This is a genomic window from Acinetobacter sp. CY73, from assembly GCF_059515865.1.
This window is the reverse complement of record NZ_JCAKMZ010000003.1, coordinates 40,811-54,687: the sequence shown is the minus strand read 5'-3', so window position 1 is coordinate 54,687 and position 13,877 is coordinate 40,811. Positions and strand designations below refer to the sequence as shown.

General features: G+C 40.4%; 15 protein-coding genes. 13 read left to right on the top strand and 2 right to left on the bottom strand.

The window, feature by feature from the left end:
- The first annotated feature begins 15 nt into the window (after nt 1–15).
- The 4 genes from cysM to AC5YD2_RS02835 are packed head-to-tail and all read left to right on the top strand — an operon-like array spanning nt 16 to nt 5,531.
- The gene (gene cysM, locus AC5YD2_RS02850; protein WP_496124861.1) at nt 16–936 is read left to right on the top strand and encodes a cysteine synthase CysM; all 921 of its coding nucleotides are present in this window, start codon (nt 16–18) and stop codon (nt 934–936) included.
- 27 nt (nt 937–963) lie between these two features.
- Nucleotides 964–1,794: a 3'-5' exonuclease gene (locus tag AC5YD2_RS02845; protein ID WP_496124860.1), complete on the top strand. Its 831-nt coding sequence runs from the start codon at nt 964–966 to the stop codon at nt 1,792–1,794.
- 8 nt (nt 1,795–1,802) lie between these two features.
- The gene (gene rlmD, locus AC5YD2_RS02840) at nt 1,803–3,179 is read left to right on the top strand and encodes a 23S rRNA (uracil(1939)-C(5))-methyltransferase RlmD (protein WP_496124859.1); all 1,377 of its coding nucleotides are present in this window, start codon (nt 1,803–1,805) and stop codon (nt 3,177–3,179) included.
- Between the two features lie 45 nt (nt 3,180–3,224).
- Nucleotides 3,225–5,531 carry a RelA/SpoT family protein gene (locus AC5YD2_RS02835; RefSeq protein ID WP_496124858.1) on the top strand — a complete coding sequence of 769 codons (2,307 nt, stop codon included), beginning with the start codon at nt 3,225–3,227 and terminating at the stop codon, nt 5,529–5,531.
- 101 nt (nt 5,532–5,632) lie between these two features.
- Here the strand turns inward: AC5YD2_RS02835 and AC5YD2_RS02830 are convergent, their stop codons facing one another.
- Both AC5YD2_RS02830 and AC5YD2_RS02825 read right to left on the bottom strand, forming a co-directional pair.
- Nucleotides 5,633–6,073, bottom strand: a complete 441-nt coding sequence (locus AC5YD2_RS02830) for a hypothetical protein (RefSeq protein ID WP_496124857.1) — start codon at nt 6,071–6,073, stop codon at nt 5,633–5,635.
- 78 nt (nt 6,074–6,151) lie between these two features.
- On the bottom strand, nt 6,152–6,928 hold the full coding sequence (locus tag AC5YD2_RS02825) for an SDR family oxidoreductase (protein ID WP_496124856.1): 777 nt from the start codon (nt 6,926–6,928) through the stop codon (nt 6,152–6,154).
- 120 nt (nt 6,929–7,048) lie between these two features.
- Here AC5YD2_RS02825 and mazG point away from each other — a divergent pair, with 120 nt between their 5' ends.
- The 9 genes from mazG (at nt 7,049) to yjgA (ending at nt 13,799) form a co-directional block, all read left to right on the top strand.
- Nucleotides 7,049–7,873 (top strand): nucleoside triphosphate pyrophosphohydrolase, encoded by an 825-nt coding sequence (gene mazG / locus AC5YD2_RS02820; protein ID WP_496124855.1) that lies wholly within the window; start codon nt 7,049–7,051, stop codon nt 7,871–7,873.
- Nucleotides 7,854–8,273, top strand: coding sequence for a ComEA family DNA-binding protein (locus tag AC5YD2_RS02815; protein ID WP_496124854.1), 420 nt, complete (start codon nt 7,854–7,856; stop codon nt 8,271–8,273). The genes mazG and AC5YD2_RS02815 overlap by 20 nt, the downstream gene beginning before the upstream one ends.
- 153 nt (nt 8,274–8,426) lie before the next feature.
- On the top strand, nt 8,427–9,905 hold the full coding sequence (gene pcnB / locus AC5YD2_RS02810; protein ID WP_496124853.1) for a polynucleotide adenylyltransferase PcnB: 1,479 nt from the start codon (nt 8,427–8,429) through the stop codon (nt 9,903–9,905).
- Nucleotides 9,902–10,396 (top strand): 2-amino-4-hydroxy-6-hydroxymethyldihydropteridine diphosphokinase, encoded by a 495-nt coding sequence (gene folK / locus AC5YD2_RS02805; protein WP_496124852.1) that lies wholly within the window; start codon nt 9,902–9,904, stop codon nt 10,394–10,396. Before pcnB ends, folK begins: the two co-directional genes overlap by 4 nt.
- 33 nt (nt 10,397–10,429) lie before the next feature.
- Nucleotides 10,430–11,239, top strand: a complete 810-nt coding sequence (gene panB, locus AC5YD2_RS02800; RefSeq protein ID WP_496124851.1) for a 3-methyl-2-oxobutanoate hydroxymethyltransferase — start codon at nt 10,430–10,432, stop codon at nt 11,237–11,239.
- A gap of 33 nt (nt 11,240–11,272) precedes the next feature.
- Nucleotides 11,273–12,121 (top strand): pantoate--beta-alanine ligase, encoded by an 849-nt coding sequence (gene panC, locus AC5YD2_RS02795; protein WP_496124850.1) that lies wholly within the window; start codon nt 11,273–11,275, stop codon nt 12,119–12,121.
- Nucleotides 12,122–12,142: 21 nt separating this feature from the next.
- Nucleotides 12,143–12,994 carry an RNase adapter RapZ gene (rapZ, locus tag AC5YD2_RS02790; protein WP_496124849.1) on the top strand — a complete coding sequence of 284 codons (852 nt, stop codon included), beginning with the start codon at nt 12,143–12,145 and terminating at the stop codon, nt 12,992–12,994.
- The gene (locus AC5YD2_RS02785; RefSeq protein WP_496124848.1) at nt 12,991–13,260 is read left to right on the top strand and encodes an HPr family phosphocarrier protein; all 270 of its coding nucleotides are present in this window, start codon (nt 12,991–12,993) and stop codon (nt 13,258–13,260) included. Before rapZ ends, AC5YD2_RS02785 begins: the two co-directional genes overlap by 4 nt.
- Before the next feature lie 2 nt (nt 13,261–13,262).
- Nucleotides 13,263–13,799: a ribosome biogenesis factor YjgA gene (gene yjgA, locus AC5YD2_RS02780; RefSeq protein ID WP_496124847.1), complete on the top strand. Its 537-nt coding sequence runs from the start codon at nt 13,263–13,265 to the stop codon at nt 13,797–13,799.
- Nucleotides 13,800–13,877: the final 78 nt, after the last annotated feature.

The window sequence follows — 13,877 nt, the reverse complement described above, 5'->3', positions numbered from 1 at the left end:
ATCTAGGTATGAATAATGAGTAATACACAACCTGATTTCTTAGCAGACGAATTTTTGTTAGACCATTATGTCGGAAGAACACCGCTTGTAAGGTTACAACGTCTTGCCAATCATACTCAAGCAACCGTATTGGCTAAATTGGAAGGCAACAACCCAGCAGGTTCCGTGAAGGATCGTCCTGCATATAATATGATCATGCAAGCTGAAAAGCGTGGACAAATTAAACCGGGTGATACGTTGATTGAAGCGACGAGTGGAAATACAGGTATTGCTTTAGCTATGGTGGCTGCAATGCGTGGCTACAACATGAAACTCATTATGCCTGCAAGTTCAAGCCAAGAGCGGAAAGATGCCATGCGTGCATATGGCGCTGAGCTGATTGATGCTGAAAATATGGAACAAGCGCGTGATATGGCGCTACAAATGGAGAAAGACGGCTTAGGTTTAGTCTTAAACCAATTTGGAAATCCGGATAATGTTGAGGCACATTACCTGACGACAGGTCCAGAGATTTGGAATCAAACAGGTGGTAAAATTACTCATTTCGTGAGCTCGATGGGAACCACGGGCACGATCATGGGGATTTCAAAATATTTAAAAGAACAAAATCCAGAGATTCAAATTATTGGTTTGCAGCCTTCAGAAGGTTCAAATATTGCGGGAATTCGCCGTTGGCCTCAAGAATATCTTCCAACGATTTTTGATGCCAAACGTGTTGATCAGATCATGGATATTCCACAAATCGAAGCCGAAAAAACGGCACGTCGTCTTGCACGTCAAGAAGGCATTAGTGCAGGAACGTCTTCGGGTGGTGCAGTGTGGGCATCGATTAAGATTGCTGAACAGAACCCCGATGCCGTGATTGTGTGTATTGTGTGTGATCGTGGTGACCGTTATCTATCAACAGGGTTATTCTCAGTTGTTGATGAAGATTAATCGAAAATATTAAAAAAGAGAGTATATATGCGTCTTCCAGTTTTAGTGTTCGATATAGAAACCTTAACTGATTTAAAATCGGGGGCGCATTTATACGGCTTAGATTTACCCGATGCTGATCTTGAAAGTGCTTTAACGAAACTGCGCCGTCAAGATTCAGGTTCGGATTTTCAGCGTTTGCCTTTGCATGAAATTGTGTGTATTTCAGGGCTATGGATTGATGAAAATGGGGCGATGAAGCTATTTTCTTTTAGCAGAGAAAATTTAACTGAAGCTGAAATCTTGAAAAAATTTCTATCGATCTTTGATAAGCGTAATCCGACATTAGTCAGTTGGAATGGATCACAATTTGATTTACCTGTGATTTTATTCCGAGCAATGTACCATGGCTTATCTGCGCCAAGTCTGTTCGATCAAGGCGAAATTGATACGCAAAAGCGTTATAATAACTATCAGAACCGTTATCACCATCGTCATATTGATCTGATGGATATTATGGCGATGTTTAACGGTCGTCATTTTCAAAAGTTAGATGATATTGCACATTTACTTGGCTTTCCGGGTAAACGCGGACCATCTGGCTATTTAATTCCAGAGTATGTGCGTCATCAACAATGGTTAGAAATGACCAGTTATTGTGAAGGCGACGTGCTCAATACTTGGTTGGTCTATTTACGCTATCTTCTACTCAAAGGGCAAATGTCTGCTGAAGATCATCGTTTATGGATTCAAGCCACGATTCATTATTTACAGGGTAAACCACAGCAAGAAGAATTTTTGCACATGTGGAAGACCAATTCACTTCAAACTGATTTTACATCATCAGATTTTCTGACTCAGTCTACTCATCAGCATTAGGTAATCCTTTGAAACATAGAGCTCCATCTCGCCCATCTCAACTTCCACGTTATACTTTTCAAGTTGAGAGAATCTCACATGAGGGGCGAGGGATCGCACACTATACGGAAGGGACAGATCATCCAAAGGACAAGCAAGGTAAGAAAGTATTTATCCGTTATGCTTTACCTGGAGAAACTGTCGAAGCTCAAATTACGCATCAAGCCAAAAAATTAGAAGAAGCAGATTGTGTGCAATTGGTGAGTGAACCCAGTCCATATCGTGTCGATCCAATCTGCCCACATTTTGGATCGTGTGGTGGATGTAGCATGCAACACATTCACACCGACGAGCAAATTCGCGTAAAGCAAGACGTGCTCAAATCACATTTAGAACATTTTGCAGGAATTCAACCACGGGAGTGGTTAGCGCCCATTCTTTCATTACGATCCGATTATCGTCATAAAGCCCGTATTGGCATTCGTTATATTCCCAACAAAAATAAATTACTGATGGGTTTTCGAGAAGCGCAAAGTAACCGACTCACTGATATTCAAACGTGTAAAATATTAAATCAAGGGCTAGATCAAGCACTTCCTGAGCTACGCGCATTACTCGAAAGTCTAAAAGGCAAATCCGACATTGGTCATATAGAATTAGCCAAGGGAGATGAGGATACTGCTCTATTGGTCCGTCATATCAATAAATTGAATCAAGATGATGTCAACCGATTAAAGAAATTTGCGTTAGATAAACAGTGGCAATTGTATTTGCAGCCGAAAGGAATAGAGAGCTTACATCGTATAGATGATGCTCAAGCGGAAATGCGTTTGCATTATCAATTACATGAATTTGATATTAAATTTTCGTTTAAGCCAACAGATTTTACCCAAGTTAATCCAACAGTCAATGCCCAAATGATAAAGATGGCATGTGAATTGCTACAGTTAAAGTCAGGTGAAAGAGTGCTCGACTTGTTCTGTGGTTTAGGTAATTTTTCTCTACCATTGGCGCGTAAAGTGGGTAGCGAAGGGCTTGTTGTAGGGGTGGAAGGGAGTGAAGAGATGGTGAGTCGCGGTACAGAAAATGCACTGAAAAACGGCATCACCAATGTTAAATTTTACTCGCAAGATTTAACACAAGACTTTTCGCAACATTCTTGGGCAAATCAAGGCTTTGATGCACTGTTAATTGATCCGCCTCGTGCTGGGGCAGAAGAAATTATGAACTATGTACCTAATTTTGGTGCAAAAAGAATAGTTTATGTTTCTTGTAATCCTGCTACATTAGCAAGAGACGCTGGTATTTTGGTTCAATATGGATATGAACTTAAAAAAACAGGTGTAATGGATATGTTTACCCACACGGGACATGTTGAATCTATTGCTTTATTTGAAAAAAGTTAAGTATTTGATTGAGAATAATGAAGAGTAGATTGATAGGAGAAGGGTATGGTCACAGTACGTGAACAGTTGCCTGGACGACTCACTGAGTTGTCTGAGGAAACGTCTGTAGAACATGCCGCTGAAGCGCAATTGGGACTAGCAACTTGGCTAGACCGTGCGCGTGTTATTTTGGACGGTATAGAACTTAAACAACTAGAAAAAGTAGCTCAGTCGGTACTACAAAAGGAACTTGAGTCGACGCTAAATCATAAGACCAATACCTTTGCCACAGGCCTGGGAATGGCGGATATTCTTGCGCATTTACATGTAGACGAAGATACGCTTTCGGCGGCAATGCTTTATCGTAGTGTCCGTGAAGGCATTACCTCGCTTGAAGAAATTAAAAAATCATTTGGTGAAAATGTGTATAACCTCGTCAAAGGAACTTTGGCGATGGGTAAACTTTCTGAATTGATTGAGAAAAATAAGCGTTTAGAGGATCACTTTAATAACAACCAACGTGAGCATTTGACCGGTATCTATAAGATGCTGATCTCTGTCACTGAAGATGTTCGTGTTGTATTGATTAAGTTGGCTGAACGTACTTTGGCACTTCGTGAGTTGGCTGATGCATCACGTGAACGTCAAGAACGAGTAGCACGTGAAATTCTAACGATTTATTCACCTTTAGCGCATCGTCTAGGGATTGCGCAGTTAAAGTGGGAGCTCGAAGATTTAGCCTTCCGTTATCTTGCACCAGAACGTTATAAAGAAATTGCATCATTGCTCAATGAAAAGCGTTTAGAGCGTGAACAATATATTCAGTTTGTGGTTGATCGTCTCAAGAATGAGCTTTTAGATCACGGTATTGAAGCTGAAATCTCTGGTCGAGTGAAGCATATTTATTCGATTTATCGAAAAATGAAAAGCAAGAATTTAAGTTTTGATCAGCTTTACGATATTCGCGCTTTACGTGTATTGGTCAAACAAGTGCCTGAGTGTTATCACACACTCGGTATTGTTCATCAGATTTGGCGCCATATTCCACATCAATTTGATGACTACATTACTAATCCTAAAGCCAATGGCTATCGTTCATTGCATACAGCGGTGATTGCGGAAAATAAATCTTTAGAAATTCAGATTCGTACGCATGAAATGCATAATGAAGCCGAGCTTGGGGTGTGTTCGCATTTCAATTATAAAGAAGGCTCGAAAGCAACCGATTACTCCTTTAATCATCGCTTACATTCTTTGCGTTCAGTGCTCGAACATTATCAAGAGCGTAATGAGTCAAGTGGTCATCCCAATGAGGATGACACAGAGAATTTTGATCAGCTTCAAGATTTTGAAGACTTTGAGAAAATTTATGTCTTTAGTCGCGATGGTGATATCAAAGAATTGCCACGTAATTCGACGGTTCTAGATTTTGCTTATCACGTACATACTGAAGTTGGGAATAAGTGCTATGCCGCACGAGTGAACCAACGCTATGTTCCACTGACCTATACATTGAAAACAGGTGAGCAGGTTGAAATTTTAACCAAGAAAGATCGTGAACCAAATCGTGATTGGTTAGTAAACTCTTTAGGTTATATTAAAACTGCGCGAGCAAGAGATAAATTACGTCATTGGTTTAGACAACAAGATCGTAGTAAGAATCTTGAAGTGGGGCGTGAATTGCTTGCAAAAGAGCTTTCACGTCTTGCGATTCACCCAAAGAGTATTGACCTGAATGATTACTGTAATCATTTTAATGTCAAAACAGGTGAGGATATTTTAGTTTCATTGGTGAGTGGCGATATTAGTTTGCACGCACTGATGAATCAAGTGAATCGTCATATGCACTTGGATCAGGATGAACCTGAACTGGTGTTGAAGCCGACTTTAAATCCACGTGCAAGCCATACTTTGTCTGCACATGGGATTTTAATTGATGGTCTAGATAATGTTGAATTGCATATTGCACAATGTTGTCAGCCTGTGCATGGTGAGTCAATCGCAGGGTATATCACATTGAATCGTGGTGTGAGTATCCATAAAGTTGCATGCGCCGATTATGTGCGCATGATCTCACATGAGCCTGAACGTGCTGTTGAGGCGGATTGGGAAATGCAACCCACACGTGGTCAAAGTGTGCAAATCGTGGTTGAGGCTTATGATCGACGTGGTTTGCTTAAAGATTTAACGCAGGTGATTTTCTCAGATCAAATTAATATTCGTCAGGTGAATACCATTTCTGAAATGGATGGTATCGCGAATATGAAATTATTGATTGAGGTTAAAGGCTTAGCCCAATTATCGCGTTTGTTGGCTCGTCTGGAGCAGCAACCTGGCATTATCAGTGCGAGACGTTTAGTTCAGGGTAATTAATTCAAATTTTTGTTTTAAAGTCGAAGAATCATTTGAAATTTAAAAAGCCTGCAATTGCAGGCTTTTTAAATACTGATGAAAGTCAAAATATTAATTAAGACTTAGATCTTGCATTTCTTAGAACCTTGGTAGATACCAATATTGTCAACGTTAGCTTGCGATGCTGCTTTGATTTGCTGTTGTAATTGAACATTACCCGCTTCAGAAGTATCTTTCTCACCCGCTACGCTGTTCGCAACTTGCCCCATTTTAGTCGCTTTTTCAGAGTTACCACCAAATGTAGACAGTGCACTACCAGCCATACCAGCCCATTTGCTCAAAGACTTACCTGGAGTTTGAGTTGCTGCCGTTGCAATGTTTTTATCAGCAGCTTCTAGGTTACGCTTAGCATTCGCTTTTTCAACAGCAAGTGTTGCGCAGTCCATTGCCTTAAGTTCAGCAGTGGTATGTTGCTTTGTTAAACTCTGTGTCTCGCTCGTAGAGTTTGCAAATGCTGTCGATGTAAGCGCTGTAGCAAGAGCCAAAGTAATCATTTTTTTCATTTTATATTCTCATAAGTAACGCATTGTTATTAAAAGCCCTGGAGGGCGAGAGAATATTACATAAATGTGACGAAGTTGTCATTTCTTTTTACTTAAAAATAAATTGCTCAATCTATTTATAAATTGAGGACTCATGCGAGAGAGGTGAAACATGGCTTCGGCTTTGAGACCAACAGTATGATGAGTCGCAGTAAAAATTGAATCTTTCAGTATCACAGTTTTAAAGATTTGCTCTGCAACATCATCCGGCGTGAGATTAACCCCCATATTTTGAATCGTTCCTGCATCCATATCTTTTACCATTGCTGTTTGCACAAAGAGTGGCATGACATCTAAAACTCGGATTCCATATTTTTCCCATTCGACATCTAAACCTTCAGTGATCGAACGCACCGCAAACTTGCTTGCCGAATAAGACACTAAATCTGCTTGGCCATATATAGCTGAAGCTGAAGAAAGGTTAATAACTCGAGCAAAAGAAGCATTTTTAAGATAAGGAAATGCGGCATGACAACCATTAAGTACGCCATTCACATTGATATTAATGGTTCGATGATGCGCTTGAATGTCCGTAGCTTCGAAAGCACCTGAATACAGAATCCCTGCATTATTGACCAGAATATTGATTTCGCCAGCCCAGTCACTGAACTCTTGTAATGATTTTTGCCAATTTTCATAATCGGCGACATCGAGTAATCCTGCTTTAGCATTTGCCCCTAATTCAGATGCTAAATTCTGCGCTTGAACAGCATTGATGTCATAAATACCGACTTTATAGCCTTTTTTATAAAATAATTTTGCAACTGCTGCACCGATACCTTGTGCTGACCCACTGATGAAAATACTCTGTGTCATTTAAATGTCCTTGTTTATTGCATTGTTGTTTTGACTTGTTGTTCTGAGCATAAAACGAGCATTGGCTTTAAGCAAATGATTTAAGCATTGTATCTACAGGTTTTATGAGAGGTTTCTTTAATGGAAAAACTACTAAACATCATGCAAACATTAAGAGAAAAATGTCCATGGGATCAAGCTCAAACGCCAATGAGTCTAACGCGTTATGCGATCGAAGAAGCGTATGAAGTTGAAGATGCGGTGCGATCTGGTGATGCACAACATATTAAGGAGGAATTGGGGGATTTACTGTTGCAGGTGGTTTTTCAAGCGCAAATGTATAGTGAGCAAGGTGCATTTGATTTTAATGATGTGGTTGAAAGTATTTCTGAGAAACTCATTCGAAGACATCCTCATGTGTTTCAACCAGATGAGTTTAATCAATTGAGTGAAAATGAGGTTGCTGAGCTTTGGAAGCTGATTAAAGCGGATGAAAAAAAAGATCAGCCGAAATCTCGATTGGATGAAATAAAGCATGGTCCAGCGATGATACAAGCTGAGCAAATTCAAAAAAATGTGGCAAAAATTGGTTTTGATTTTAAACATGCCGAAGATGCTTATCAAAAACTAGAAGAAGAGTTAGGTGAGCTACGTCAAGCTGTACTGAATAATAATTCCGATGAAATGCAGGATGAGTTTGGTGATTGTTTATTTTCTTTAATCAATGTTGGTCGTAAACTCAATGTGTCCAGTGAAATGGCGTTGTTAAGTACAATTCACAAGTTTAAATCCAGATTTAGCTATATCGAAGACCAAGCGATCCGACAAAATAAGAACTTGGAACAGATGAGTTTAGAAGAAATGGATCAACTTTGGGATCAGGCAAAACAATTTTTAAAACAACAAGCTGAACTTAAAAATAAACATAGTCTTGTACAGGTATCTTATGAAAATCCTTCAACTTAAGTTATTTTCTCTACTTTCTTTTATTGTGGCTTTGAGTATTCCTATCTTTGGGCATGCTCAGCAATTTGATCGCCAATATTTACAGTGGAAAGCCGAGCAAGAGGCGAAGGATGCTCAACTGGCTAAAAGCCAACCGAATCACTATCTGTCCAGACCCACGACTTCGAGTAAAGGCTCATCCTCAAAATCAACACAGCATTTAGCGGGTGGAAAAGTCAAGTTAAACTCTGCACCCGTATCAGAGCTACAACAGCTTCATGGTGTTGGTGAGAAAAAAGCATTAGCGATTATTGAATATCGCCAAAAGAATGGGGGCTTTAAAAGTATTGATGAACTTAAAAATGTGAAGGGGATAGGACCTAAACTTTTAGAAAAGAATAAGGCGCTGCTAAGCTTATAACCTGAAAAGTAGGGTTATTTATAGTTTAGATGTTTTAGCTGGTGACTGAAGAATATACGATAGATTGGGATAATCAAATTGCCCTTTGATTGTGTTAGATATATGATTAGCACAATTATGATTTTTACGTCCTGACGTAGGAGACAGCGTCTTTTGCAAACTTTGCACGCGTCAAAGTGTGGATTATCCACCACTCAATTACCTTCTTACATTTTAGATGTCATCGATTCATTAACTAAAGCTGGCTATGACGCTTATATAGTCGGTGGTGGGGTGCGTGATTTAATGCTTGGGCTTGAACCTAAGGATTTTGATGCAGTAACCAACGCAACACCTTCGCAAATTAAGGAAGTCTTTGGACGTCGTTGCCGTATTATCGGTCGTCGCTTTGAATTAGCACATGTCTATTCTGGGCGTGAACTGATTGAAGTGGCGACATTCCGTGCTCCCCCTAAAAAAGCCGTGACGTCTGCCGCTGGTATGATTTTACGCGATAATAACTGGGGTACGATTGAACAAGATTTCGTTCGCCGTGATTTTTCGATCAATGCCATGTATTACCAACCACGTAAAGGCATTGTGCTGGATTTTTGTAATGCAATAGAAGATATTCAATCTCGAACCTTACGTTTATTGGGCGATCCGTTATTACGTTTTGAAGAAGATCCAGTGCGTATGTTGCGTACTTTAAGATTCGCTGCAAAATTAAATTTTAAAATTGCACCTGAAATTCTTAAAGTTTTCACCCCAGAATTGACTCAACTTTTACGTGATGTTTCTCCGCACCGTTTATACGATGAGTCACAAAAATTATTTACGATGGGGCATTTGCATCGTGTGCTACCGATGTTGATTGAATTTGGTATTTGGAAGCAGTTATTTGCCGAATTACCCCCGAAAACCAATCAATTTATCGAGCGTGCAGCTAAAAATACTGATCAACGTATTCAGGTGGGTAAAACGATTAACCCTGCATTTTTCTATGCAGTGTTGTTATGGCAGCCTTTCTTAGAGCGTTGTGCTGCGAATTTAAGTAAAGGCATGGTTGCTGCTGAAGCTAGAGCTCAAGCGGGATTAGACGTCCTGAAACTTCAAGCCACGCGCACCATTATCCCACGCTTCGCGGAAACATTTATTCGTGAAGTTTGGGAAATGCAAACCCGTTTATTGAATCCAAAACCACAGCAAATTGAAGCATTATCAAGTCATGCACGATTCCGTGCTGGTTTTGATTTTATGCTATTACGCGAAAAATCGGGTGATGATTCGACACAAGGCATGGGATCTTGGTGGGATGCTTATCAGGTCATGTCACGTGATGAAAAAGAGCGCGTAATTGCGCAATATAATCGTCAACGTACCAAGAGTCGTCGAAAAACAGTGACGACAGAGCAACCACCTGAAGAAACTGTTTCTGCTCGTATCGAACCTTTAGTGAAAGAGTCTGAGTCTAGAACGCGTCGTCCGCGTAAACCTGCAAATCAACCGTATGAGAATCATCGTAATGGTCAAGGACGTTCAGCGTCACAAGTAGCTGTTGCACCGGGTACGATTCATGCAGATCACCCGATATTAAAGCGTCGTCGTGTTCAACGTGATTTAAAAGAAGTGGTTTTTGGTCCTACACAATGAGTCAGCTTACGTACATTGGTTTAGGTAGTAATTTAGGGGATTCTCAGCAAATTTTGGCTGAGGCTTACCATAAGCTTGCAACCTTAGGGACAGTGAAAGCCTCCAAGCTTTATCAAAGTTCTCCGATGGGACCGCAGGATCAGCCCAATTATCATAATGCTGTGGTTGCATTGACCACTGAGTTAGCGCCGCTCGATTTGCTTGATCAACTACAGCAATTTGAGCAAGAGTCAGGTCGGGTACGCCTACGTCATTGGGGTGAGAGAACTTTAGATTTAGACTTACTGATATATGGACAACAGCAGATACAGAATGAACGTTTGACCGTTCCACATGTGGGCGTACTAGAACGTGATTTTGTTTTGATTCCACTGTTAGATCTTGATCCAAATTTAGTTGTAAACGATCATTCGATCAAAGATTTAGACATCGTGCAACAGAGTGATTTGACTGTGCTCGCAGATGCAACTTGGGTCAATATTTCATTTTAAATGTTCGAAAGAACAATTTTAGAGGACATCGTCATGATTAGTCTAAGCGATTTAAGACAATTCAAACAGCAAGGTCGCAGATTTTCATGTCTAACGTGTTATGACGCAAGCATGGCAAAGGCAATGGAACTTGCCGAAATTGATTCGATCTTAATTGGTGATTCTTTGGGTATGACCATTCAAGGTCATGACTCGACATTACCCGTTAATGTTGCAGATATGGCGTACCACACCGCAGCAGTACGTCGTACCAATCAGCATTCATTTATCATGACGGATTTGCCGTTCATGAGCTACGCGACTTTGAATGATGCATTAGTCAATGCGAAAACAGTGATGCAAGCTGGCGCGCAAATGGTCAAAATTGAAGGGGGTGCTTGGCTGAGCGAAACGGTACAAACCCTGACGCGTAATGGTATTCCTGTGTGTGTGCATCTGGGGCTAACGCCTCAATCTGTCCATGTCTTTGGTGGTTATAAATTACAAGCGAAAACACGCGATGCAGCGGATCAATTGATTGCGGATTGTAAAGCGGTAGTAGAAGCGGGTGCTGCTGTGCTCTTACTAGAATGTGTCCCTGCACAAATGGGGAAAGAGATTACGGAGCTGTTCCCACATGTACCCGTGATTGGTATTGGTGCTGGTGCGGATACGGATGGTCAAGTGCTGGTTGTTCAAGACATGTTAGGTCTAAATTTTGGTCGAGTCGCACGTTTCGTCCGTAACTTTATGAAAGAACAATCCGGTGAAACTGCGATTCTTGATGCGATTAAAGCGTATCATGTTGCGGTACAAGATCAGTCTTTCCCTGCGAAAGAACATACATTTCAAGTCGAACTCTAAGTCGTCAAATGCGAAGAAGTTGAGCTGTAAAGAATGAAAACTGAAACAACAATACATGGATTAACTGCATCATTAAGCAGTGCTCGTCAAACGCGTAAAACGATCGGTTTTGTACCTACAATGGGTAACTTGCATCAGGGTCATTTGAATCTTGTACGTGAGGCAAGAAAGCTTTGTGATGTTGTGGTTGTAAGTATTTTCGTCAATCCAATTCAATTTGGACCCAATGAAGATTATGACAGTTATCCACGCACGTTAGAGCAAGACAGTAATCTACTGGCTGATGTCGGTTGTGACATCGTTTTTGCGCCTTCAGTTGAACAAATGTATGGTACAGGAAAGCCACGCCTGACCAATATCAGCGTGAGCCAAATCACCAATGATCTGTGTGGTGCGCAGCGTCCAGGGCACTTTGATGGCGTTGCTGTGGTTGTCACCAAGTTATTTAATATTGTTCAGCCAAACTTCGCCTTCTTTGGGCAAAAAGATTTTCAGCAATTGGCCGTGATTAAGCAAATGGTTCAAGACTTGAACATGCCCATTGAAGTGATTGGTGTGCCAATTACACGTGCGGAAGATGGTTTGGCACTCAGTTCACGCAATGGTTATTTATCAGAAGAGCATCGTCAAACTGCTCCTGTGATTTATCAATCTCTAAAAGCGGCTGAAGCAAGTCTTCGTGCTGGCGAAAATCTCAATAACGTATTAGCTAAAATTAAAGCTGAATTAACCACTGCTGGTTTCGTTGTTGATTATGTTGAAGCGCGTACACCGATGCTTCAAGCAGTGGAAAACTTTGATCAAAATGTCGTGTTATTTGTGGCAGCAAAAATTGGTAAAACACGTTTGATTGATAATTTACAGGTGAATTTCAAAGCTTAACGCATTTTTTATGGAGATTTCATGAAGCGCATTCTTATTGTTACAGGACAATCTGGATCAGGTAAGTCATCTGCTTTGCAGGTACTTGAAGACCTTGGATATTACTGTATTGATAATTTGCCTTTGGCTTTACTCCCTGAAATTGTTGGTAAGTTGGATCAAGAAAATAATTTAGAACAGTTGGCTTTGGGTGTAGATGTCCGTAGCACCCGAGCTGATTTGCAAGAGTTTGATCAGGTTTTTGAACAGTTGCAAAAACATGGCGCTGTTGATGTTATCTATTTGACCACCAAGGATCAGGAGCTGATTGCACGTTTTAGCGCATCACGCCGTCCACATCCTTTGGCTAGTCGCTTTAAAAGCTTGAATGAGTGTATCCAAGAAGAAAAATCATTACTTCGCCCCATTCAACATAAAGCTACTGTTCAGATCGATACTTCAGATAAAAGTGTTCATGACTTAAAAGATACTTTATTATCCAAATTGGGTCAGGTTGATAATCTGATCGTGATTTTACAATCATTTGGATACAAGCATGGCATTCCTTTAGACGCAGATTTTATTTTTGATGTGCGTCATTTGCCAAATCCACATTGGGACAATGAACTCAGAAAATATTCAGGTTTAGATGAGCCTGTGCAACTTTTCTTAGATTCATTTGAGCAAACCAATGAGATGTATAATGATTTACATCAATTTTTAAATAAATGGCTGCCTGCCTTTGCGGAAGGGCATCGTCATTATATTACGATTTCTATTGGGTGTACGGGCGGTCAACATCGTTCTGTATATATTGTAGATAGACTGAAAAAGGCTCTTGAGGCAAAATGGTCTATTCAAGTCTTGCATAGAGAAATGAAGCACTGGTCATGATTGACACAACTATTGACGTTATTAACAAATTAGGATTACATGCGCGTGCATCTGGCAAGCTCATCGAAGTTACTACCAAGTTTCGTAGTTCGATTCAAATTGGTAAAGGCGATAAATTAGTTGATGCCAAAAATATCATGTCATTGCTGATGCTTGGTGCAGGCAAAGGTACAACTTTACGTTTAGTGGTTGAAGGAGCGGACGAAGAAAAAGCTTTGTCTGAGATTCAGGCATTATTCGCAGCAAAATTTTACGAGGCTGAATAATCGTGGCACGTCGATCGCAACGTTTTACTGAAGATGATTTTGATTCTTTAGAAGGGCGTGCAAGTAAAACCGAACAAAAGAAAGCTGTGCAACGCATGGCTGCTTTAGGGGCGCAACTCGCTGAGTTGCCGAAAAAGAAAATCCTCAGTCTTCCTGTGGAAGAGCGCTTAATCGAAGCAATTCTAGATGTCCAATTGATCACATCGGGAGAGGCTCGTCGTCGTCAATTTTTACGCATTGGTAAATTATTGCGTAATGAGGATGAATCGGTGATTTTGTCTTATTTAACCCCTCAACAAGGTTTAAAGAAGACAGCGCAGTTACATCGTTGGGTTGATCGTATGATTGCACAAGGTGATCCTGCGATTAAAGAATTCATGAAAATGTATAATGCAGCTGAGCATCATCCTATTCGCCAACATATTTTGCGTATTCAACGTGATATTAAGCAGCAGTTGGGCGAAGAAGCCGTTGCACAGTCCAAATTGAATTTAACCAATTATGTACAGCAAGTTGCACTGATTTCAGAAAATTCATAATCTATTTCATCTGCTGATATGCTTAAATTTTAAGTATGTTGAGCTCTGTAATTCAGCGACTTTGGTCGCTTTTTTACA